Origin of the sequence: Gracilibacillus salinarum, assembly GCF_022919575.1 — a bacterium.
GTDB lineage: Bacteria > Bacillota > Bacilli > Bacillales > Amphibacillaceae > Gracilibacillus > Gracilibacillus salinarum.
On the sequence record NZ_CP095071.1, the window covers coordinates 1,877,457 to 1,900,099 of the forward strand.

Here is a 22,643-nt window from a genome sequence, read left to right on the forward strand (position 1 = left end):
CTTTTAAGAGACTGTTAAAAAACGTATCCCTACCGCTCCCCCTTCAAATACTCCTCCAACATCCGATCCGCCTCAGCCGCTCTCTTCCTCTTCTCCTCCTCCGTCTCCGTCTTTTGTTTCACCGGCTGACTCTTCTGCTTCACATACCAATCCGGTACTATATCCCGTTTAGCTGTTGACCCATTTGTCTGATTAGCTGGCCTTCTTTGTCTTGCTTTTCTTTGTTTCTCCAATAGTCTGGCATCCTCTACTGTTTTCACGCCCATCTTAGACCAATTCAACAGCACACTTTCTAAATATTTCACTCCTTTTGCCTCTGCTTTGGCAGCAAGCTCCATTGCTTTGGATAACAACTCATAACCATATTCTCCATACCATTGAGTCAACAGTTCATAATTAAAAGGTGATTCACTGATTCCTTTCTGCAAATTCTCACGGTAAAATTTCATCAATTTTTGAAAGTCGACGTCACTACTATTACTATTACATTCTTTTATGTCTTTACTCTTTACTGTCTTTAAACCTGTCTTTAGGGAAGCTGAATCCCTTATTACAGCTGACTTTGCGCCTTTAACCGGTAAGTGTTTTACTAACTTGAAAGTAAGTGATTTACTTACCGCTTTTCTTCGTTTCGTCAGTAATTTACTTACTTTAACATTTTTGCTACTGCGTGAGGTATTGGCTGGGAGTTTTTGATTCTGCTCTTTCTTTCTGATTAAATTTTTGTGCATCAACTGATTATACCCCTCATTTTCCCACTTCTTATTCGGTGTGATTTGCCAATGCCGATAGTTCTTATTAATACAAAACACCATTGTTTGGCGATCCCAATCCAGCACAGCACAATCTTGTAAGAAAGTAAGCTCCTTCTTCACATCTTGTTTATACATTCCGATTAACTCGAAGACCGTATAATTCGGTATCACGCAATCCTTCTGTCCCGTTCCGTACGATAATCGCCAGATCAACAGAATCAGGTTCATCTGCCTCTTGGTAAAATCTCTGCGTAATAGTTCATTCCATAAAACATTCGCAATTCTAATGTACCCTTTTTCCATTTCTGGATTTGTCATTGTTATTCCCCTCTCCTCATTGCATCGGCTTAAAGCAATACACGCGCCTCTGTGCTTTCATGATAACCATGGAAAGGAGATTATGCATCTACCGATATGTACTTGAACGCTTAACAAAAATAGATTTTCTATTACGAAAAAAGGATTTTCTCTAGAGAAAAAACGATTTTGTTACACCTTTGATCACATACCGGTATAAATTATGTAAAAGGTGAATTTTTTTCATACATGAGGAAATTATACACGGAAGGAACTCACAAATTTTTAACGGCAGTTACCGAGGAGGACCAACACTTCTTAACGATAGAGGGCTATTGGCGGGATATAGCCAATCTGCTTTTCAAAAGTTAGACACTTTAATCGCTTCTCATTTGATTATACTAGTAGAGGGGCTATACACTTTGGTGAAGAAGGTCATTCCCTCTCTTTTGGCTCATTCATCACTTTAATCTGCAATGGGAACCGACTTCCGTAACGTTCAGTTTGAAATAGAGTTGCTTTCGTTCATTACACTTCTTCTTTTCATCGCTTATGGTCGAATAGAGCACTCTTTCGTTCACTACACTTCCTCTTCCCATCACTTATGATCGAATTACGCACACTTTCGTTCACTACCACATCACCAACCACACCAGCAACTCACTGCCTCCCCCCCACGACCAATACCACTCCATTAATCATAAAAACAACTATTGCGCTCTCTATTTTCTTTTCTGCATAGAGAACGCAATAGTAGAACACCTCGTTTTTCTCATAAACCCGAATCATCCATCTCTTCCAGCTTAGCTACTCTTCTTCTAAAATCCTCATCAGCACTAAATTCTGCCTCAATAAATGATCGGATTAAATCTTCTGCTAACCACTCAGATATAATCTTTCCGCCCAGACACATTAGATTTACATTGTCGTGCTCCACCGATTGATGTGCTGAGTACGTATCATGACATACAGCAGCGCGAATTCCTTTAATCTTGTTACCTGCTATCGCTGCTCCGATACCAGTGCCACAAAAGACAATGCCTCTCTCACAATCTTTATCCACTATTTTTTCTCCTACACGTTTGACGATATCAGGAAAATCTACTTTTTCTGCTGAATAGCATCCCAAATCAACTAGCTCACATCCTAAACGTTCTAAAAACGGGATCATCTGTTTCTTTAAAGGAAAACCACAGTGATCGCTGCCTATTACCATTTTCATCTCTAGGTCACCTGCCTGTAAATGATGTTATCATTCTATTTCTTCAGACGACTCTCTTACTACCAATTCTGGTTGAAAAATAATGTTTTTTATCGTTGGAACTTCTTTCGATCTGATTTCATTTATGAGTAGTTTTGCTGCTTCTTTTCCTATATCATAGGAAGGCTGCTTAATAGTAGTTAAAGGAGGGTTAATATGTTTAGCCCAAATTGTGTCATCATAGCTTACAATACCAATATCAGCTGGTACGTTTTTGTTCATCTTTTTTAATGCTTCTATTAATTCAAGGGTTAACATATTATTCGTGGAAAATACCGCATCTATCATCGGATTTTCTTCTAAATATTTCTTGATTTGCTTTGGAGCTTTTTTAAGACTGGTAATCTCTAAAATATAGATAGAACTTTCCGTTAATCCATGAGAAATAAGCGCATCCTGATAGCCTTTAATTCTTTCCTGCCACGTGCTAATATTCTCATTCTTATACGTAATCGCGAGTATATGTTTACGACCGTTATCCAATAAATGGTCAACTGCCAGATAACCGCCCTTAATATTATCTACCACTACGTTGTTTGCATGAAGGCCAGGTATTTTTCGATTAATGACGACCATCGGATACTTGTCTTCCATTAGCTTCTCATATAAGCGCTGATTTCTGACAGTTGGATTAATGACTATTCCATCAACTTGTCTCATTTGGAATTCTCTTATATATTGTTCTTCAAGCTTTGGATCTCCATCAGAGTTGCATATCATTAAATTGTATCCCTGATCTTTGCAGGTATCTTCTACGCCCTCTAGTACATTAAACCAGAATTCATTGCGAAAATTCGATAACACAATACCAATCACATTTGTTTTCATAGATTTTAATCCTTTTGCTAATGCATTCGGGCGGTACTCTAATTCTTCTACAACTCTTAATACGGTTTGTATCGTTTCAGGAGTATTATGATCATGATTACCATTTAGAATTCTTGATACAGTTGTCTTGGATACTCCGGCTTTTTCAGCAACATCAGCTATTGTTACTTTCATAGCTATCACCATTTTCCACGTTTATAATATGTCTATCCTTCATTTCCCAATATTATGCATTTATAGATGTATCATATCATAATAAATACATTTATTCTAAATTATCCCTTCAATCCACCAGTAGTGATTCCTTCAATTAAATACTTTTGGAAGAATATAAACACACCAAACAAAGGTATTAATGATAATGTCGACATAGCAAACATTGGTCCCCAGGCACTTTCACCAGCTGAATCCAAGAACATTCTTAATCCTAGTGCCACTGTATATAATTTCAAATCACTAATATATAGTAACTGACCAAAAAAATCATTCCACGTCCATATAAAAGTAAAAATCATCGTCGTTACAAGGGCGGGAACCGATAATGGCAGAATGAGATACCAATACGTCTTAATTCTTCCGCAGCCATCAATCTCGGCAGCCTGGACCAGTTCATTCGGTATCCCCCTGATAAACTGCACCATAAGAAAGACAAAGAATCCTTCCACCGCAAAGAATTTCGGTAAGATCAGCGGATAATACGTATTGATCCAGTCTAAATAATTAAACATGATATACTGTGGAATAACTGTGACATGAAATGGTAGCATCAGCGTCATTAGCATTAGTGTAAAAAATATCGGTTTAAACTTAAAGTCTAATTTGGCAAATGCATAGGCTGCCATTGAACAAGCTATTACATTCCCAATGATCGCTAAGACGACAATCAGAAGTGTGTTGCCAAAAAACAGTCCGAATGTATATCCCGATACGCCAGCCCACCCCTGTGTGTAATTTTCCAGCGTCCAATCCGAAGGAAAAAAAGACACCGAATTAAAAATCTCTGCCGGCTGTTTAAACGAACTGCTTACCATCCAGATCAAAGGGTAAAGCATCACAATGCCTAAGGCGATTACAAAACTATGAATAGCAAGCTTCTTTATCTCTCGTTTCTGTTTGGATCGACTATTTGTTTTGACCATTTCTTTGGAACTTGTTTCCATTTATCATCACCTCTAACCTTGGTAATATACCCACTTTTTCGACGTTGCAAAAACGATTGCCGTTGCAAAGGCAATTACAATTAGCAAAATCCAGGCCATCGCTGAAGCATATCCCATTGCAAACTGTGTGAACCCTTTCTGATAAAGATATAGTGTATAGAATAAGGTTGAATTTAGTGGTCCACCTGTTCCACCACTGACAATATATGCTGGCGTGAATGCTTGAAAAGCTCCGATAATCCCCATCACTAAGTTAAAAAAAACGACCGGCGTAATTAATGGAAGTGTGATCTGAAAGAATTGCTTTAATGATCCTGCGCCATCTATCTTCGCAGACTCATAGAGTTCTACAGGTACTTGCTTCAGGCCTGCTAAAAATATCACCATAGATGCGCCAAATTGCCAAATCATCAGTATAATTAACGTGTACAGGGCAGTGTCAGGTGTCGATATCCAGTTAATCCCCTCAAATCCGAACTTGCCAAGGATATTATTAACTAAGCCATTTCCGCCAAATATTTGACGCCATAGAATCGCAATCGCCACGCTTCCTCCAAATAAGGACGGAACATAGTAGACTGCACGATACACTCGCAAACCGCCAATCCCCTTATTTAATATGACTGCGATAAATAAGGCAAATGCCAGTTGAAAAGGGACACCTAACAATACATAGATGAGCGTTACTTTTACGCTTTGCAGCCACTTTGCATCTGAGAAAAGCGACAGATAATTATCAAGGCCAACCCAGGTAGGCGCATTGAACATATCATAACTAGTAAATGAAAAATAAAGGGATGCTCCCATTGGTATTGCCGTTAATGTCAAAATCCCTATTAGCCAAGGAGTTAAGAACAGATAACCAATTCCGTTATTTTTCCAGAATAATTTAAATTTCCCCATAGTGGATACTCCTTATCCATAGATTCTTAAACATGGTCCACGCTATTTTGTCTCTACGTTGATCTCCTAACTTCTTATCTTCCCAGCTTGCAAAATAATCAGATTCAATTAAGATATCAACTATACTTTGGACTTAATTGAATCTGATCTTTCACCACATTTAACCTATCCAATCAACGTTATTCGCCCAGTATACTTTTGGCCTCATTCATGAAATCTGCTACTGCCTGTTCTACTGACTTTTGTCCGAAAGCAATTGCTTCAGCGTTGTCAGAGAACAATGTTTCGAGTTCATTTACCCCTTCTGGCGCATAAGGAGCAGGCTCTGACAGGTCTACAGTCGTTTGTATATATTCCACCGCTCGTTTCTCAGGAGGTGTAAGTTCTTCGATTACGGTATTGGAAGCCTCTGTACCTGCAGGAGGACCTTGTTCTGTTTTGAATATTTTCACCGCTTCCTCATTACTTACAAAAAACTCAATGAATTCTGCTGCAGCCTCTTTATGAGGAGAAGCTTCGGTAATGCTGAGGTAAGCTCCTTCTATATATTCACCATTTGGACCACCATCAATATGTGGATCACGGACAATATTTATTTCACCTTCAGCCATTTGTTCTTCATATAAATACATTTGATTTGCTGGTAATCCAAGTAATGCTACTTTCTTCGTTGCGAACATATTCGCCTCTAACGGTAATCCGTCATATTCATTGCTGGTAGCGGCATCAGGAATTACGCCATCCTGTCTCATCTGATCCCACATCGTCCACCAATCGGTTAGCACTTGCTCTTCAAAACCTAATTTTCCTTCCTCTGTAAAAAGATCCTGACCATGCTGACGTGCAAAGTAACGGAATAATGGCTGTAATTGTCCACCACTTCCATCCTCTATTGCCCAGCCATCTTCACCTATCGCTTCTTTAATTTCATATGCTTTATCGACAAAGTCATCCCACGTCCAATCCGATTGAGGATAATCAACGCCAAGTTCATCAAAGACTGCTGTATTATATACAAAGCCAGGCATTGTAATCCCCTTGGCTACCATGACAATATCATCGCCAACCTTGCCACTATCCAGAGCAGCCTCTGGATAGTCTGATAAATCCAGTTCCCCGCTTTCTACCTTGTCATTCAAGACATGCAACGCACCTCTTCTTGCATAATCTGAGACATAGAATTGGTGCATACTGACCACATCAGGAGCATTACCGCCAGAGACCTGTGTCGTTAACCGGTCCCAGTAATCTCCCCAGCCTCCAAATTGTCTATCCACTTTAATAGTTGGATGGGCTTCTTCAAATAAGTCAATGATTTCATTGTATTTCTCATGACGCCCGGTATCTCCCCACCAGGAAAAACTAATCTCAATTTGCTCTTCAGATCCACCATCAGAGCTTTCGTTATTGGAGTCATCTTCATTACTCGAACAACCTAACAGTAACAAAAAGGCAAGCGTTATCATTGTGAACAACAATAAACTTCTCTTCATTATTTAATCTCCCCTTTTTTTCCGTAATAGCCATCAGTTGTAAAACGCGGTAACCCTAGATATCAGTGCTTTTTACTAATTGCTGCGAAATCTGATTCACCATATTCTTTTTGAGCTGACTGATATAATTCTAATGCTAATGATGCTATCGGTAATGCGCTGGTTCTTGCTTCATTTACTGCTATTTGCACGTCTTTCTTCATCAGTTTCAACTTGAATCCAGGCTCAAATTGTTCCTGCACAATTGCATCGAGTTTATTCATTAACATCCATGACTGGCCAGAACTGTTACCAATAACTTCTTTCAGCACACCGGTATCTACGTTCAATTCATTCGCTAAACGGACCGCTTCCGATGTGGCAATCATATGAATACCTGCAAGCATTTGATTGATTGCTTTCACAGCATTACCTGCGCCCACATCGCCAACGGAATAGACATTCTTCGCCATTGCATTGATTACATCTTCTACTTCATCTAGCGTGGATTGTTCACCCCCCAGCATGACTGTTAATGTTCCACTCTCTGCACCAGGCGTTCCACCACTAACCGGAGCATCTAATACACGAATCCCTTTGTTGTTATAGACCTTATGCAGTCTTTTAATAGCATCAGGCGACCCAGAGGTCATTTCTATTAAAATTGCCTCTTGGTGAAAGGACTCCATTATTTCTTCTGAAAGTAATACGTCATTCAGCTCCTGGTCTGTCGGCAGAATCGAAATAACAACATCACTATTTCGAATCACGTCTGCTAAACTAGCATGAACCTGCGCCCCTTGATTTTCGAGAACTGTTACAGGGTCTGGGTTTCGATGTTGTGCCACATGCAGCTGAAACCCTTGTTTTAATATATTTTGTGCCATTGGTAATCCCATAGCTCCTAATCCGATAAAGCCTATCTTCTTCATGCTTATTCCCCCACTTTAAAATACAAGTTTAATAGAATCGTTATTGAACGGTATCGTCTAGTTCCCAGCCTAGCTTCTCATATAATTTCCTGCGTCCTGCTTTATCGCCTGCTAATTCCTGATGCGCATATTTCGCAACGTCCTTGGCGTATTTACTAGGCACGACCACGACTCCATCGCCATCTGCTACGATCACATCATTCGGGTAAACAGCTACACCGCCAATCGCGACGGGAATATCTTTCTCATAATAGCGAATTCTCGTCTGATCCATTCCTTGTGAGATAAACTTAGACCAGACTGGAATCTTCTGCATAATCACTTCGTCCGTATCACGAATCCCTCCACCATTAGTTAAGTAGCCGACTACGCCTTTATGAAGGTGATCCAAGGTATTATTAGAACCGAGTATGCCTACATCTGCCCCGGCGATATCCATGACTATGAAATCTCCAGCTTCGATATCTTGTGCCCACTCATCCGTACAGACCTCACCGTAATACCATTTCGCCCACTTGGTATATTCATCCCCTGTTACGTTCGGGACAGGTCCTTCGAATGGTAAATAACGCGCGGTTCTTGCAATACCTACCACTTTTGTCCGGAATAATGGACGGATACTGTGGTCCACCGTGCCATAACCATGCAGTCCCACCCAGTCCATCCCGTCGCGTACGTCCGTTACACGTAAATCTTTGTACAACTCTAATATTTCTTCTCGGTTAATTTTACTCATCTGCTTAATCGCTCCTTTTTTTATCGATAATATCGTTTTCCAAAACAGCTATTTCTAACAAAACAGGTGGGCTGCCTTTCGTGTCTGGATACGTATCCATTGGAAATCGTTATCCAAACTGACTCAGCAAAATTCAGATTACGCTGTACAAAGGAGACCTGCCTTGCAGTACCCTTATCAGATTCTCTGCAGCGACTTCCTCCATTTTTAATCGTGTTGCCATACTTGCACTGCCAATATGGGGTAAGGTAGTCACATTCGGTAATGACACAAATCGATTAGTATTATCAATCGGTTCCTGTTCAAAAACATCAAGCCCGGCTGCCCATATTTGTTGGTTAGTTAAAGCGTGGTAGAGTGCATCTTCGTTCACAATTCCACCTCTTGATGTATTAATCAACATACTCGTTTCTTTCATTAGTTGAAATTCTTTTTCCGCAATCAGGTTTTTCGTTTCTTCGCTATATGGCACCATCACGCATATATAATCTGAAGTTTTGAACAGTTCTTCCCATTCTAGATATTGAACGCCTAATTCCTGCTCCTCTTTTGGGGAACGATTGCGATTATGGTACACGACATTCATCGCGAATCCGTTAGCCCTTCTTGCTAAAGCTGATCCAATCCGCCCCATTCCGATAATTCCTAACGTAGCGCCATATACATCTCTTCCTGTTAATTGCATCGGGGACCACGTCTGCCATTGGTTATTCTTTATATAATCAACAGCTTCGACGATCCGGCGGGCTGTAGCCATTAACAAGGCAAAGGTGAGATCCGCTGTTGTTTCTGTCAATATATCAGGAGTATTGGTGACCACAATGTTACGTTCCCTAGCAGCTGTCAGATCAATATTGTTATAACCCACAGCCATATTACTGATCACTTTCAAACGTGGTGCCAACCTGATGATTTCTTGATCAATCGTTTCCGTGAGCAGACAATAGAGCCCATCTACCTTAGGTACTTCTGCCATTAATACCTCTCTCGGGACAGGAATATCTTCTTTATCCCACATGGACACTTCACAGTATTTTTCCAGCTTTGCTATGATACGATCTTCTAATTTTCTCGTCACATATATTTTTGGTTTCACACAGAGCTCCCCTTTACTGATAACGAGGATATGCTTCAGTACGCCACATACACGGATTTTAATTCTGTAAAAAATTCGATATTAGAACTGCCGATCGAAAATGCGCCAAAGCCTGAACGCTTGGTACCTCCGAATGGTAAATGTGCCGCGCTTGCTGTTCCATGATTGATATGGACCATTCCTGATTCCACTTTGTCAGCTAATTGATGAGCTACGGAAAGTTGCTCGGTAAAGATAGATGCAGCCAACCCGTAATCTACATCATTCGCAACTGCTAATGCCTCTTCCACACTGTCTACTTCTGTTACCGTTAGAACGGGACCAAATATTTCTTCCTTAGCTATCGTCATAGAAGGACTTACATGATCCAGAAGGGCCGGCTTCATATATGCACCTTGCTTATACTGTCCAGATTCTAATAACGCTCCACCGTATCTAAGCTTGGCACCTTCCTGCACACCGATCGCAATGTAGTCCTGCACACTGTCCAAATGTCCTCTGTTGATGAGTGGACCCATATCCGCCTTGTCATCCCAGGCCGGACCAATCGTTATATCTTCTAATGCATCAATCAACGCATGGACGAGCTCTTCTTTCTTGTCACGTAACACAATCACCCGACTGATGGAAGTACAACGTTGTCCGCTGCAATTACAGGCAGCACTGATGATTTGGGAAGCTACCTGATTTACATCCGCATAATCTAATACGATAGCAGGGTTTTTTCCGCCTAATTCGAGTTGTGTCTTGGCAAATCTCCCAGAAGCTATTTGATTAATTCGCTTTCCTAAATCAGTAGAGCCGGTAAAACTGATTCCTTTAACATCCGGGTGAGCAACTAATGGATCACCAACAGCAGATCCACTGCCAACAATCAAGTTTACTACACCATCTGGCACACCGGCTTCTGTCAGCAATTCCATCAATCTGGCAGATGTCCATGGGGTTGCTGTTGCAGGCTTATACACAACTGTGCAACCATACGCTAATGCAGGTGCAATCTTACGAATTGGGGTCACCATAGGGAAATTCCAAGGAGCAATCGCTGCGATCACACCGATCGGTTTTCTGTAAGTGGCGTTCGAGACATTTTCACGTTCAGCCGGGAGTGTTTTTCCTTCCATCCTGAACGCTTCTCCTGCACAGAAACGCGCCTCCTTCACCGCTCTTGCTACTTCCCCCAATGATTCACTTAACACCTTTCCTTGCTCTGCAGATACAATAAAAGCTAATTCATGCAAATGTTCTTCCAAAAGATCCGCCACTTTATATAAAATCGCTCCACGATCAGGAGCAGGCACTGCCGACCAGGCTTCAAACGCATCCTTGGCAGCCGCCACCGCTTGGTTGACATCTTCCTGTGACGATTTAGGAAAACTGGCCAAAGCTTGCTCCGTATTGGCAGCATTGTATAGGGTATAGGCTTCGTTACTTGCACCAGACACCCACTGGCCATTAATATAATTTCCGTATATACGAGGCTTCAGATGATCTAAGAAGTGTTGCATTTTTTCTCCAATGGTCATGACACACATCCCTCCTCACTTACTCCATGACTGCTCTGCAAATATTTTTTAAATCTTCAATTGTTGGTTTGACCGGGTTAATCGGAGTATTTCCAGATAACATCGCTTCCTGCGCCACTTCTTCTAAATCTTCCTCTTTCACGTTAAAGTCCGATAATTTCTGTTTGATTCCAATATCCTCATTCAGTTTCCTAATTGCACTGACGGATTTTTCAGCCGCTTCCCTGTCAGTTAATCCATCGATTTGCTCTCCAAAGATATGGGCAATTTCAATGAATTTGTGCGGATTGCCAATAACATTAAAACGCATTACTTCTGGTAGCAATATCGCATTAACTAATCCATGTGGTATATTGAATTTTGCCCCTAATGGTATGGCTAATGAATGGGCCAATCCCAGTCGTGTCGTATTGAAGGCCATAGCCGCCATCGTACTCGCCAATAACATGTCTTTTCTCGCATTCAGATTCTCCCCTTGCACAACGGCGAGCCTTAAGCTACTGGCAATACGTTTCATAGCCTCTAACGATAATGCCTCAGATATCGGCTGTGTTTCTTTATTAACATACGATTCCAATGCATGGGTTAAGGCATCCATCCCAGTTGTTGCTGTAAGATGTGGTGGCAAGGTCAGGGTCAGTTCCGGATCCACTAATGCAACAGCAGGACAATTAAACATACTGCCGACACTCAATTTCGCTTTTTCTGTTTTGTCGGATAATACCGAGAATCTCGTGATTTCACTCCCAGTCCCAGCAGTAGTTGGAATCGCGATTACCGGCTTACCTGGTGCGGGTACTTTATCTAACCCAACATAATCACGGATCTCTCCTCCATTTCCAAGTAAAACGCCAACAGATTTGGCGATATCAAGTGAACTTCCACCACCAACACCTACCACAACGTCACAATGCATTTCCCTTGCCACTCGGTAAGCATTAGCGACCGATTCGATCGTTGCTTCTGTCCCGATCTCACTAAATATCTGGTAAGGGATGTTTGCCTTCTTCAGCGGCGTCTCGATCCTTTCGATTATGCCAGCGTGTAATACGCCCAGATCACCAACAATTAATACTCTGTTCCCCTTTACCTCTGTTACATATTGAGCCAGATGCGCTACTTTACCAGCACCAAATTCTATTTTCGTAGGCATTTCATATCTGAATTGATCATTCACTAGCATGGTTACACACCTTTACTTTCTGTATTAGAATGGATGAATAAAGTGAGACTTTGATCAGGGTGTTAGCGTCTGTTTACTTCCACTTAGCTTTTTTGGGATACTCGAAACTTGAAGTGGAAGTTTTGCAGACTTAGCACCGTAATAAAGCATCTTCTAACGGTACGCCGTATTTCCTGCCGATTTCGGTTAATTCCTGTTCTACTTTCAAAGGTAGTGTGATGCCATTCTTTTTTCGTTGTTCGGATATTCTGGTTTCGATCTCACCAGGAATCAGAATTTCCTCGACATCCTCTGCTTTTGGTTCTGATTTAATAGCTTGAATATATAAGTCCATTCTCTTTTTAAACGTTTGGATATCGATAAACTTGTTAATATCAATGGTGATAAAAAAGTGACCTACATTCTGGGGATCCTCCCAGTTCTCATACATATTATGGACATACTTACCAAAGCCGGCACCCGTCAGTACACCTGACAGGATATCGATAAACATCGAAATACCATATCCTTTTGGCCCCGCTAATGGTAAAACAGAACCCTGTAACGCTTCTTCCGCATTTGTCGTGGCCTTACCATGCTTATCAATCGCCCAACCTGGTGGAATGCTTTTGCCCTTTTGGGCGGCAACAATAATCTTCCCTCTTGCTACCACACTGGTGGCCATATCTAACAGGAATGGCTGATATTCGCCGCATGGAATTCCTACCGCTAACGGATTGGTCCCGATAAACGGCCTTAACCCTCCGGTTGGCGGCATCGTCTGGGATGCGTTAGACATAACAATCGTGACCAAATCTTCCTTTACACCTTCTAAAGCATAATAAGCTCCTGTCCCGAAATGATTGGAATGTTTTACACCTACCATGGCGATCCCATTTGCTTTTGCCTTCTTCATTGCGAGCTTGAGCGCCTTAGTTCCGACGACAGCACCGAAGTGATTGGCGCCATCGATTAAAGCAGTTGATTCATTTTCTTTTTCGGTACGAATCTTCGCTGCAGGGTTTATCATGTTGTTCTCGACTCTCTTTAAATAAATAGCGGTTCGCACAACTCCGTGGGAATCTACACCGCGTAAATCTGCCTGAACCAAGGATGCAGCGACGATATCTGCCTGTTCTTTCTCCACTCCCGCATGAACAAAAATCGAGGAGCAGAAATCCTGCAATTTTTTGTAACTATAGTGATTAACGGGTGTCATTTCCACTCACACCCTTTATTTTTTAATGTTGCATCTATCCAGGATCGATCCACGCTGCCATTCTCTATAGCCTGAAATGTTTCCCATTCTTTTTTTTCTTGTGATTTCACCTGATCTAATATGTCAGCGGTTAATGCCTGCGGGATCGCAACCACGCCATCTTCATCACCCAAGATCAAATCACCTGGGTGAATCACCATGCCGTCTATTGATACCGGGACATTTATTTCTCCCGGCCCATCTTTGTAAGGCCCTCTGTGTGTGACGCCCTTGGCATATACCGGAAAATCACCATTACGGAATGCTGCGGAATCGCGTATCGCTCCATTAATGACAAAGCCGCTGATTCCTTTTTTCTTTGATAATTCCAACATGATCTCACCGACAATTGCATTTGTTGTATCACCACCGGCATCGACCACTAATACGTCACCATGCTCTGCCAGGTCAATCGCTTTGTGTACCATGAGGTTATCGCCTGGTCTGGTTTTGATGGTTAATGCTGCACCGAGTAACTTTCCTTTTTGGTAATAAGCGCTTAAACCAGAACCGCCGGAAAACATTCTGTTCATGTTATCACTCACATGTGGTGTCACCACATTTTCGAACTTTTGTACCATTGCTGGACTAACCTTTGATTCCCTTGTCAGAATTCTAAACCCTAATGTCTCCAACTACTCATCACCTCTTATGCTTCATAAAGATTCAGGAAGATTATTTGCGAATTACTGTACGGTATCGTCTAATTCCCAACCTAATTTCTCATATAATTTCTTGCGTCCTGCTTTATCACCTGCTAATTCCTGATGCGCATACTTCGCTACGTCCTTAGCATATTTACTTGGCACAACGACGACACCATCACCATCTGCTACGATCACATCATTCGGATAAACAGCTACACCACCAATGGCGACAGGAATATCTTTCTCATAGTAGCGAATTCTCGTCTGGTCCATTCCTTGTGAGACAAACTTAGACCAGACTGGGATCTGTTGCATGATCACTTCATCTGTATCCCGAATCCCTCCACCGTTAGTTAAATAGCCGACTACTCCTTTATGGAGATGGTCCAACGTATTATTAGAACCAAGTATCCCAACATCTGCCCCTGCGATATCCATAACAATGAAATCCCCTGCTTCAATGTCATGTGCCCATTCATCCGTACAAACCTCACCGTAATACCATTTCGCCCACTTCGTATACGCATCACCTGTTACATTGGGAACAGGTCCTTCAAATGGTAAATAACGCGCGGTTCTCGCAATGCCAACCACTTTTGTCCGGAATAACGGACGGATACTATGATCCACTGTCCCATAACCGTGCAGTCCTACCCAGTCCATCCCGTCACGTACATCCGTTACACGTAAATCTTTGTACAATTCCAATATTTCTTCTCGGTTAAATTTACTCATTTGCTTATCGCTCCCTTTTTTGTAATTGACTGAATCGATTTCCGAAAACCCTTACATTTATTGTTTAAATAAGTATATAAATCCCTTTCTAATCCTTGAGTGCAGGTATAAGAACTCTTGAGATACAATCAGCTGTTAGTTTGTTCTTTACGTTTTTTGGAAATCGATTTCTAAACAGTGATAAAAAAACAACCATTTTTTAATGGTTATAGTTTCATTTATATTGAGTCTTTTTTAATTAATTCCACTTTTTTATGAATTTTATAAAAAACACTGAAGGTAACAAATGCGATCAAGGATCCTAGAAAAAAGACAATGAGGTATGGTGCATAACGGAAACTGATGTACAGAATTGACAGGTTAAATACACCGATCGATACGGTTACAATTGGATTGGTAATAACCATGATAATCGCGTTTTTCATCAGGTTCATCATCGATAATTCATCATGCACAAGCGAGCAGATAAAAAAGAGTGTGATCATCAGAAATACTATTCCAAGCATGATAAATACCAGTGCTAATGAGGAGCTGATTTGCGTAGTGAAATAGTAGTAATCAATGGCATATATCATCCAGAAGACTTCTATGATAAGTCCTGCAATGATGCTCTGTTTATAATGCTGTTTCCAATATCTTATATAAGATTTAAACACAGCTATCGTTGTATCTTCCATTGTCCACCTTCTTACGACAGCAAATAAGGCGCCAGTAGCAGGAAAGGTAATAAAAGGCGCGAGGATGAACAGTATGCCGATAATACTGATCATTTCCTGTCTAGTTTCTGCGAATGCTAGATTCACGCTAAACAATATCACTGGTACATTGAATAGCAGCCACATCATATTGGTGAGAGCCAACCTCGTCACCCATTCGGCGATAGCTTGTATGAGCTTTGTCATTCCAAATTGTATATTCATCTATGTTATCCTCCTGTTCTTTATTTGAAAACTATTTTTAGAATGCTAGTATTAGATGGATATGATGGTTTTACTAATATATTCTTAAAAGCATTCTGGAGTAGGGAAAGTTCTATTCTTCTAATTCCCCATCAAATGGATCAACAGATTCGAAAACTGATTACTATCCACACCTTTGATAAATCCAAACGATAGTCTACTTCCCCATACCTCTCTTCTTCTACTACCGAAAACTAAATATTTGCATAATCTCACTTACGAAAAGAGAATACAGTCCCACCTGATATTTTCCTCTTTCATAAATAAGGAGGTGTGTGACAAATGTTCTAACATCATATAATTAAAAATACCTATTTTGTAACATTTGTGGTAATATGGAATTAATTTAAATGGAGGGGATAAAATTGGGTTTTAAACAAAAATTCACAGGGTGGTTTATTAAAGTAGCATTTCCTTTTATAAAAAAATTGTTAATTAGATATGCAGATGAAATTATTGAATTTATTATCTCTTATATGAAAAAAGCATTTTCTAAAAGAAAGCAAGAGAAAAAACAACAGTATGAGGAAGAAATTAGAGAAAAAGAAACACAAATGAAGCAGACTTCTAATGAAAGTATCAGAGCCAGATTAGAAAAAGAAATTATAAAATTAAAAAGTCAATTAGAAGCAAATGAAGAATTAATCGAAGAGCTATATAAAATTATGAATAGCAGCAAATCAAAGATAAAAGAAGATATAATACATAATACCAACAATTTAAAAGCAAATGATTTTATAGATAAGAAAAGTAATGAATTAAAGTTAGATCAATCTAAACAGCTCTTAGATACTAGAGAATTTTAAGTTTAGCATAATTTTGATTATGGCCACTGAAATGTACCACGTCTGACACATTTTTACCACCTAGTGCCAAAGAGTGTAACAGTACATATTAGTATATAGGCGAAAAAATGATAAATATAATAAATTTTTAAGTAAGCAAGTAATTAAAACATAATTAAAAAGCCCTACAGATTACTTACCTCATAATCTGTAGGGCTTTTAATATATTATATTTAAGAAACATTGTTAACATTAATTCCTTCACCAATTCTTTTTAATGTATGGAGTATAATTCAAATTCCAAATGCTACCTTGTTATGGTATAACTATCCTTTAACAGAACCAGCTGTTAGACCTGATACAAAATATTTTTGGAAGAAAAGAAATACAATTGTAATAGGCAATACAGCTAATGTCGAAGCAGCCATTAATCCACCCCAATCTGTTATATTGGAACCTTGAAACATTTTAATAGCTGGTGTTATTGTTCGAATTGATTCACTATTAATAAATACATATCCGAACATAAATTCATTCCACGCTAAAACAAATGCATATAACCCTGTTGAAATGAGACTTGGAATAGAAATTGGTACAATTATTTTAAAAATAATCCCAAGCTTCGAACAACCATCTATTTCAGCTGACTCTTCTAAATCATGTGGCAATGTATCATAAAAACCTTTTAATATGAACGTACACATAGGTATAGAAAATGTTGTATAAGCAATAATTAACGATAGATACGTATCAATCAGATTAATCTCTTTCATAATAATAAATAATGGTACAAGCAACAAGACTCCTGGAACCATTTGAGAAATTAACATCGCTGCACCGGAAAGCTTAATTTCCTTAAATTTACCGTATCGACTCATTGTATATGCCGCAAACATAGAAACGACTAAAGAAACAATCGTAGTGAATACCGCGACCAAGAGACTGTTTCTGATATTTAACAAAAACCCATTATTCATTAACACACGACTGAAATTATCAAAAGTTGGATGTAATGTAACGAAAGTAGGAATAGCTGTTCTTATTTCATCCTCTGGCTTTATCGCAGTAGCCATCATCCATAATAGTGGAAAAATACATAGTACAGCAAATGCAATTAAAACAATATAGGTTACTATTTTGGAGAATAGTTTACTCCTTTTAGTTGTAATCATTTTATCCCCTCACTCTTACTTCTTACTTTTTTAATATAAAAATAAGTCACAAATCCTATCGTCATCAAACCAATCATCATTGTCGATAAGGCAGAGGCTGCACCAACATCATATTGTTTCATTGCGTACCTATATATTTGAACTGGTAATGTTTCTGTTGCATAGAACGGTCCACCCTCTGTCATAACCCAAACATAATCAAAATTAATAGAAGTCCAAATTAAATGCATGCCAATAAGCACCATAGAAACGGATTTTAATTGAGGAAAAATTATTTTCATAAATCGTTTAGGAGCATTTGCACCATCTACGGCAGCAGCTTCGATAATATCATGTGGAATTGACTGTAAAGCTGCTAATAAAGTCACAGTATAAAAAGGAAATGATCTCCAGATATTTACAAATGTCACAGTTAATAATGCAGTCTCTTTTTCTCCCAACCAGTTAACAGACTCACTTATCAAGCCTATCTTTTCAAACAGATAATTAATAATCCCAAAATCAGGAGATAGCATCCATTCCCAAGTTAAACCCGCAACTACAACGGGTACAACAAAAGGAATGATGATTAAACTTCTAAAAAAACCTACACCTTTCACTTGATTATTTAAAGCAACTGCTGTAATCATACCGAAAATAAATTCACCTATTACGGATAGTAATGTCCAAATCACAGTATTCGAAAGTGCTTTTTGAAAGTGTTCATTTGTTAAAACCTTTACATAGTTCTCAAAACCTGCAAATCCACTTACTGCAACGTTAGTCAAGTTTACCAGTCTAAAACTATCAATCACTACTTTTACTAATGGATAAGCAATTAATCCAACTAGAAATATTATAGATGGTATGATTAGCAACATTGCGGTAAAACGTCTTTGTTGTTCTCTTGAATACTTTTGTCGTTTTATATTTTTAGAACCCATGATGCTATTCCTTTCCGAGGGAGAAATATCTCCCCCTTAAGTAATTACAGATCCTCTAACTAGTCTTCACTTAACACCCCAGATGTTTTTAATGACTTGTTAATTTCATCGCTTAGCCATTTTGCAACTTCTTTTGGTTTTTCATTATTTTGAATCACCTTAGCAAGGGCATCCTCCATATTCTTGGTAATGTTACCCATTGGTACCGGAGGAAAACTCACTCCAATTTCTCCCAAATCCTTAAAACCATTCCCCCATTTTGTATCTTCTACAACATCAGTCCTTGGTGTATTTGCAGATTGTACTTTTTCTTGAAACTCTTTACTCAATAAAAATTGGGCAAATTTCCACGCTTCTTCCGGGTGTTCGGATTGTTTAAAGATAAATATTGGTTTCACTTCTAGAAATGTTGCTGGTTCCTCACCATATGGCGGTACTGTAACGGAAACATCCTTCATTGTTTCGGGATTTGATGATTCTCGTTCCTGCATCCAGTTACCTACAACTTCCATTGCGTATGTTCCGGTTGCAAAATTCGTATCTGCTGTCTCCCAATCCCATGTTTTAGCATTAGGATCAACTACTTTGTTTTCGATTAGGTCTTGATAAAAAGCGAATACTTTTGTAGCCGCTTCCAATTCTTTAGGATTATCATTCCATGTATTTCTAAATTTTCCGTTCTCTGATTCAGAAGCGATTTCTACACCTTGTTGAGCAAAATATCCTATCATTTCTTGTGGTGCTCTAACACTTGTCCCCGTCATACCGTAAAGGTATTTACCTGTATTTTCATTGTATTCTTTTCCTATTCTTATTAATTCATCCCATGTCTCTGGGACTTTATTTATCCCTGTATCCTTTAACATATTTTCATGTACCAGCAATGCACGTGCACCTGTCTGATATGGTAATCCCACTAGTTTATCATTGATAGTCAATGCATCTAGACTACTCTGTTGGATATTTTCTTTGTCATTCCATTCATTAACATAACCGGTTAAATCCATTAATCCACCCATACCATTAAGGTCAGCGACCCATTCCCCAAGTCCCCAGGACAAATCAGGAACATCTCCTGCAGTAATTCCTGTAACAAGTTTGTCATGTATCATATCATAATTAAGTTCTTGAATATTTATATTTATATTAGGATTCTCTTTTTCATATTGCTCAATTAATTTCTTTGATTCAATCGCGTTTTCTTCTCCAGGTGACCATCCCACCCAGTATTCAAGGGTTATTTCACCTTCGTTTTTATCACCAGACGACTCATTAGCTTTTCCGCAGCTAATTAATAATAAACTAACACCTAACAATAAGATTACCGTAATAAAACTGGTTAATTTCTTCATAATAATACCCCTTTTTAAATAGTATTGTTTCTTCTTCTCTTACTATGGCTATCAAGCATAAAAATAGCACTAGTAATTAAGAGATAAATTCTCAAGTAATAATCTAAAATCTACGAAATTAAAATAATTCCTGAACAAATAATACTAATAATTCATTGTTCAACAAATGCTACTGGATTAGGGTTTATTCAACTTTTTATAATATAATTATCGTATCACCTTACATTTGATAGCGCTTTAACAATAATCTCCTCTTACTTATTTTTTGTGTATAATTCTAACTATGGAAAAGCATAAAAACTCTTTTGCCTTTCTATTTATTCCACTTCTTTATTAATCCATGAAAATGTTGTTATAGAACGGCATACTATTTATTTAACAGAGTGTGAGTTGTAAATTGTATTGAGCAACCTCCGGAAAGGTGAATTATTATGTAATTGGTGAAAGAAAATAATGTGAGGAATATTAATAGAATAGAGCAGCTAATAGCCGATAAAGATAGATTATGTGACTAATCTACTTTTATCGGCCACTACTTTCGTTATCAATTTATCAGCTCAGCGAATAGAGACTGGTGTATATTGAACAAAATTCTAATAATCTCATCCAATGTTTAGTAATAATTAAGGGCGTATATTATTAATTTCTTTCCTTCTATACTCAATCGGCGTTGCCCCTGTTTCTTTTTTAAATACTTTACTAAAATATTGGCTACTATTCATTCCGACATAATTGGATATATCTGTTACAGGGATATCAGATCGTGTTAATAACATTTTTGCTTTGTCAATTCTAAAATTTGTTAAATACTCCATTATAGTTATGTTCAATGCTCCTTTAAAAATGCGATGCAAATAATTAGGATGTAAATGGACAAGTTGAGCTAACTCTTCAATCTTAATGTCATAGTCATAATTTTCATGAATATAGTCAATTACTTTTCTAATATAAATGTCTGTTTGCTTTATGGGTCTTTCCTTTGTTTTCTCTACATTTTCGGACACTTGCAATAATAATTGTGATAGTAAAAGATGTACCATTAAATAATTATCGCTTTCATTTCCTTTATCAAGTTCTAATACAAGCTGCTTTAAAGAGTTTAATACAATACCATTTATATCTCTTAAAAGTAAAAAAGCTTGATTTATATTCAAAAAGTTATAAAGCGGATTATTCTCATCAGCTAACTCATCTAATGAAGGAAATGATCTATTTCTTTTTGTTAAAATAAATTCTAAATTTAACATTCTGCATATTCCGTCTGGTTTCACAAATAAACGATGGGGCACTTCACTTCCAATAAAAATAAATCTCCCTTTTTTCAATTGGAAAGATCTATTCCCCACTTCTACCAAACATTCACCAGAAATCACGTACATAATCTCGATCGCTTTATGTGAATGAAAAGGCATATCGAACCCCCTCCATTCTTTGAAATAATAGGCTACAACCTTAGGATGCTGTGATTTTTGTTGAAGATAGTTATTTTTATTCTTCAATTCGATACCTCCTTACCAGTAAACGTTATTAAAATAACTTGAAAATAAAATACTGTAAACAGATACAGTAAATACTGAGATTAATAATATCAAAAATTAAAGTATAATAAAATCGCTCTCATAAATACAAACATAATTAAAATGTTATTCAAACAAAAGGGCATTACTAAATAATAACAAACACAGAAATACGAATAAAAAAACCATCACTACACGCAAGTGATGGTTTTTTATAATCTTGACCTCTACTAATAATCTCTCATTAACCGTCTCATTTATCCTATTCATCATCTTGTCAACTTCCTAACATATACGCATCATAACCTTTTTGTGTGCGTTCTATTATCTCTTCCACACTTCCCACTGGCGCTTCAGTAGTTAACACTTCTTGAGCAACTGTCCCACTAAATCCGATTTTCTTTAGGGCGGTTAAGAAACCTTGTAAATCTATTACCCCATCTCCAACATATAATCGATCATTATCCTTTAACTCCTCTATCGGAAGATCATATGCATCATTAATGTGTACATGTACGATCTGATCAGGTCTTAATTTTTCAATATCTTTCGTTGTTAATCCTGTAGTATACCAGTGATAAGAATCTAGTAAAATTCCGACATTAGGTAACCCGATGGCATCAGATAACTCAATAGTTTCTTCTAATGTCCAAACAAATGGATGCTCGCCTATTTTTCTTAAATGCATTGGACCTACAAACTCAAGCCCCATGCGAATGCCGTAAGTCCCTAATATAGATGCACAGGTTCTTAAGCGTCTGACAGCAAGTGCCATTAAACTAGATGGCTTTATGTCAGTAGAAGGAAGAATATACGTGCAGCATTTCTTGCATCCTAATTCAGCAGCTGCTTCAGCGCTGGCAACTAATTGCGTAATGCCTTGCCGAAATTCGGTCTCTGATTTTCTCCATTCAACCGGTAAATTAATCGAACCAATTTGCATATCATATTTTTTTAATATCGCTTTTGCTTCCTCTATTCCATAACTGTTAATAAAAGTTTTAGCATCTAAATCAACTGACTGAAAACCATACTTTGCTGCTAATTGAATAAACGCTAAATCACTGTCTATAACACCTAGCCCTGCTTTAGTTAAACCTCTTAACATGTACATACTCCTTCAACTTTTATTGGTCTCACCCACAGTTTTAATACACTTTTGCAGCC

22 protein-coding genes are annotated in these 22,643 nt (G+C 38.4%); 1 reads left to right on the forward strand and 21 read right to left on the reverse strand.

Annotated elements, in window-relative coordinates:
* Positions 1 to 29 precede the first annotated feature (29 nt).
* The 15 genes from MUN87_RS08790 to MUN87_RS08860 form a co-directional block, all read right to left on the reverse strand.
* Positions 30 to 1,073, reverse strand: coding sequence for a replication protein (locus tag MUN87_RS08790; protein WP_244747367.1), 1,044 nt, complete (start codon positions 1,071 to 1,073; stop codon positions 30 to 32).
* Between the two features lie 751 nt (positions 1,074 to 1,824).
* Positions 1,825 to 2,274, reverse strand: a complete 450-nt coding sequence (locus MUN87_RS08795) for an RpiB/LacA/LacB family sugar-phosphate isomerase (RefSeq protein WP_244747369.1) — start codon at positions 2,272 to 2,274, stop codon at positions 1,825 to 1,827.
* A 30-nt stretch (positions 2,275 to 2,304) separates the two neighbouring features.
* Positions 2,305 to 3,315, reverse strand: coding sequence for a LacI family DNA-binding transcriptional regulator (locus MUN87_RS08800; RefSeq protein ID WP_244747371.1), 1,011 nt, complete (start codon positions 3,313 to 3,315; stop codon positions 2,305 to 2,307).
* Positions 3,316 to 3,416: 101 nt separating this feature from the next.
* Positions 3,417 to 4,301 (reverse strand): carbohydrate ABC transporter permease, encoded by an 885-nt coding sequence (locus MUN87_RS08805; protein ID WP_244747372.1) that lies wholly within the window; start codon positions 4,299 to 4,301, stop codon positions 3,417 to 3,419.
* A gap of 12 nt (positions 4,302 to 4,313) precedes the next feature.
* Complete coding sequence (locus MUN87_RS08810) at positions 4,314 to 5,204, reverse strand: carbohydrate ABC transporter permease (RefSeq protein ID WP_244747374.1); 891 nt, start codon at positions 5,202 to 5,204, stop codon at positions 4,314 to 4,316.
* 179 nt (positions 5,205 to 5,383) lie between these two features.
* Positions 5,384 to 6,697 carry an ABC transporter substrate-binding protein gene (locus MUN87_RS08815; RefSeq protein WP_244747375.1) on the reverse strand — a complete coding sequence of 438 codons (1,314 nt, stop codon included), beginning with the start codon at positions 6,695 to 6,697 and terminating at the stop codon, positions 5,384 to 5,386.
* Between the two features lie 62 nt (positions 6,698 to 6,759).
* The gene (locus tag MUN87_RS08820; RefSeq protein WP_244747377.1) at positions 6,760 to 7,608 is read right to left on the reverse strand and encodes an NAD(P)-dependent oxidoreductase; all 849 of its coding nucleotides are present in this window, start codon (positions 7,606 to 7,608) and stop codon (positions 6,760 to 6,762) included.
* A gap of 40 nt (positions 7,609 to 7,648) precedes the next feature.
* Positions 7,649 to 8,344, reverse strand: a complete 696-nt coding sequence (locus MUN87_RS08825; protein WP_244747378.1) for an RraA family protein — start codon at positions 8,342 to 8,344, stop codon at positions 7,649 to 7,651.
* A gap of 133 nt (positions 8,345 to 8,477) precedes the next feature.
* Complete coding sequence (locus MUN87_RS08830; protein WP_244747380.1) at positions 8,478 to 9,440, reverse strand: 2-hydroxyacid dehydrogenase; 963 nt, start codon at positions 9,438 to 9,440, stop codon at positions 8,478 to 8,480.
* A 35-nt stretch (positions 9,441 to 9,475) separates the two neighbouring features.
* The gene (locus tag MUN87_RS08835; protein WP_244747381.1) at positions 9,476 to 10,966 is read right to left on the reverse strand and encodes an aldehyde dehydrogenase family protein; all 1,491 of its coding nucleotides are present in this window, start codon (positions 10,964 to 10,966) and stop codon (positions 9,476 to 9,478) included.
* Between the two features lie 19 nt (positions 10,967 to 10,985).
* Positions 10,986 to 12,149, reverse strand: coding sequence for an iron-containing alcohol dehydrogenase (locus tag MUN87_RS08840; RefSeq protein WP_244747383.1), 1,164 nt, complete (start codon positions 12,147 to 12,149; stop codon positions 10,986 to 10,988).
* 130 nt (positions 12,150 to 12,279) lie between these two features.
* Complete coding sequence (locus MUN87_RS08845) at positions 12,280 to 13,347, reverse strand: Ldh family oxidoreductase (protein WP_244747384.1); 1,068 nt, start codon at positions 13,345 to 13,347, stop codon at positions 12,280 to 12,282.
* Positions 13,344 to 14,021 carry an RraA family protein gene (locus MUN87_RS08850; RefSeq protein ID WP_244747386.1) on the reverse strand — a complete coding sequence of 226 codons (678 nt, stop codon included), beginning with the start codon at positions 14,019 to 14,021 and terminating at the stop codon, positions 13,344 to 13,346. Before MUN87_RS08850 ends, MUN87_RS08845 begins: the two co-directional genes overlap by 4 nt.
* Before the next feature lie 51 nt (positions 14,022 to 14,072).
* Entirely contained in the window at positions 14,073 to 14,768 is a 696-nt protein-coding gene (locus MUN87_RS08855; protein WP_244747387.1) for an RraA family protein, read from the reverse strand.
* Between the two features lie 218 nt (positions 14,769 to 14,986).
* A complete protein-coding gene (locus MUN87_RS08860) occupies positions 14,987 to 15,688 on the reverse strand; it encodes a YesL family protein (protein ID WP_244747389.1) in 702 nt (233 codons plus the stop codon).
* Between the two features lie 404 nt (positions 15,689 to 16,092).
* Here MUN87_RS08860 and MUN87_RS08865 point away from each other — a divergent pair, with 404 nt between their 5' ends.
* A complete protein-coding gene (locus tag MUN87_RS08865; RefSeq protein ID WP_244747390.1) occupies positions 16,093 to 16,533 on the forward strand; it encodes a hypothetical protein in 441 nt (146 codons plus the stop codon).
* 305 nt (positions 16,534 to 16,838) lie between these two features.
* Here the strand turns inward: MUN87_RS08865 and MUN87_RS08870 are convergent, their stop codons facing one another.
* The 6 genes from MUN87_RS08870 to MUN87_RS08895 all read right to left on the reverse strand — a co-directional run bounded on the left by MUN87_RS08870 (position 16,839) and on the right by MUN87_RS08895 (position 22,584).
* On the reverse strand, positions 16,839 to 17,684 hold the full coding sequence (locus tag MUN87_RS08870; protein ID WP_244747392.1) for a carbohydrate ABC transporter permease: 846 nt from the start codon (positions 17,682 to 17,684) through the stop codon (positions 16,839 to 16,841).
* The gene (locus MUN87_RS08875; RefSeq protein ID WP_244747394.1) at positions 17,681 to 18,607 is read right to left on the reverse strand and encodes a carbohydrate ABC transporter permease; all 927 of its coding nucleotides are present in this window, start codon (positions 18,605 to 18,607) and stop codon (positions 17,681 to 17,683) included. The genes MUN87_RS08870 and MUN87_RS08875 overlap by 4 nt, the downstream gene beginning before the upstream one ends.
* Positions 18,608 to 18,666: 59 nt before the next feature.
* On the reverse strand, positions 18,667 to 19,959 hold the full coding sequence (locus MUN87_RS08880) for an ABC transporter substrate-binding protein (protein WP_244747395.1): 1,293 nt from the start codon (positions 19,957 to 19,959) through the stop codon (positions 18,667 to 18,669).
* A 623-nt stretch (positions 19,960 to 20,582) separates the two neighbouring features.
* Positions 20,583 to 21,458, reverse strand: a complete 876-nt coding sequence (locus MUN87_RS08885; RefSeq protein ID WP_244747396.1) for an AraC family transcriptional regulator — start codon at positions 21,456 to 21,458, stop codon at positions 20,583 to 20,585.
* A gap of 144 nt (positions 21,459 to 21,602) precedes the next feature.
* The gene (locus MUN87_RS08890) at positions 21,603 to 21,749 is read right to left on the reverse strand and encodes a hypothetical protein (RefSeq protein ID WP_244747398.1); all 147 of its coding nucleotides are present in this window, start codon (positions 21,747 to 21,749) and stop codon (positions 21,603 to 21,605) included.
* A gap of 4 nt (positions 21,750 to 21,753) precedes the next feature.
* Positions 21,754 to 22,584 carry a sugar phosphate isomerase/epimerase family protein gene (locus MUN87_RS08895; protein ID WP_244747399.1) on the reverse strand — a complete coding sequence of 277 codons (831 nt, stop codon included), beginning with the start codon at positions 22,582 to 22,584 and terminating at the stop codon, positions 21,754 to 21,756.
* Between the last annotated feature and the right edge of the window lie 59 nt (positions 22,585 to 22,643).

Coding starts and splice junctions, on each gene's coding strand:
- MUN87_RS08790 (WP_244747367.1), bottom strand. CDS start 1,073: ATGACAAATCCAGAAATGGAAAAAGGGTACATTAGAATTGCGAATGTT.
- MUN87_RS08795 (WP_244747369.1), bottom strand. CDS start 2,274: ATGAAAATGGTAATAGGCAGCGATCACTGTGGTTTTCCTTTAAAGAAA.
- MUN87_RS08800 (WP_244747371.1), bottom strand. CDS start 3,315: ATGAAAGTAACAATAGCTGATGTTGCTGAAAAAGCCGGAGTATCCAAG.
- MUN87_RS08805 (WP_244747372.1), bottom strand. CDS start 4,301: ATGGAAACAAGTTCCAAAGAAATGGTCAAAACAAATAGTCGATCCAAA.
- MUN87_RS08810 (WP_244747374.1), bottom strand. CDS start 5,204: ATGGGGAAATTTAAATTATTCTGGAAAAATAACGGAATTGGTTATCTG.
- MUN87_RS08815 (WP_244747375.1), bottom strand. CDS start 6,697: ATGAAGAGAAGTTTATTGTTGTTCACAATGATAACGCTTGCCTTTTTG.
- MUN87_RS08820 (WP_244747377.1), bottom strand. CDS start 7,608: ATGAAGAAGATAGGCTTTATCGGATTAGGAGCTATGGGATTACCAATG.
- MUN87_RS08825 (WP_244747378.1), bottom strand. CDS start 8,344: ATGAGTAAAATTAACCGAGAAGAAATATTAGAGTTGTACAAAGATTTA.
- MUN87_RS08835 (WP_244747381.1), bottom strand. CDS start 10,966: ATGACCATTGGAGAAAAAATGCAACACTTCTTAGATCATCTGAAGCCT.
- MUN87_RS08840 (WP_244747383.1), bottom strand. CDS start 12,149: ATGCTAGTGAATGATCAATTCAGATATGAAATGCCTACGAAAATAGAA.
- MUN87_RS08845 (WP_244747384.1), bottom strand. CDS start 13,347: ATGACACCCGTTAATCACTATAGTTACAAAAAATTGCAGGATTTCTGC.
- MUN87_RS08855 (WP_244747387.1), bottom strand. CDS start 14,768: ATGAGTAAATTTAACCGAGAAGAAATATTGGAATTGTACAAAGATTTA.
- MUN87_RS08860 (WP_244747389.1), bottom strand. CDS start 15,688: ATGAATATACAATTTGGAATGACAAAGCTCATACAAGCTATCGCCGAA.
- MUN87_RS08870 (WP_244747392.1), bottom strand. CDS start 17,684: ATGATTACAACTAAAAGGAGTAAACTATTCTCCAAAATAGTAACCTAT.
- MUN87_RS08875 (WP_244747394.1), bottom strand. CDS start 18,607: ATGGGTTCTAAAAATATAAAACGACAAAAGTATTCAAGAGAACAACAA.
- MUN87_RS08880 (WP_244747395.1), bottom strand. CDS start 19,959: ATGAAGAAATTAACCAGTTTTATTACGGTAATCTTATTGTTAGGTGTT.
- MUN87_RS08890 (WP_244747398.1), bottom strand. CDS start 21,749: ATGATGAATAGGATAAATGAGACGGTTAATGAGAGATTATTAGTAGAG.
- MUN87_RS08895 (WP_244747399.1), bottom strand. CDS start 22,584: ATGTTAAGAGGTTTAACTAAAGCAGGGCTAGGTGTTATAGACAGTGAT.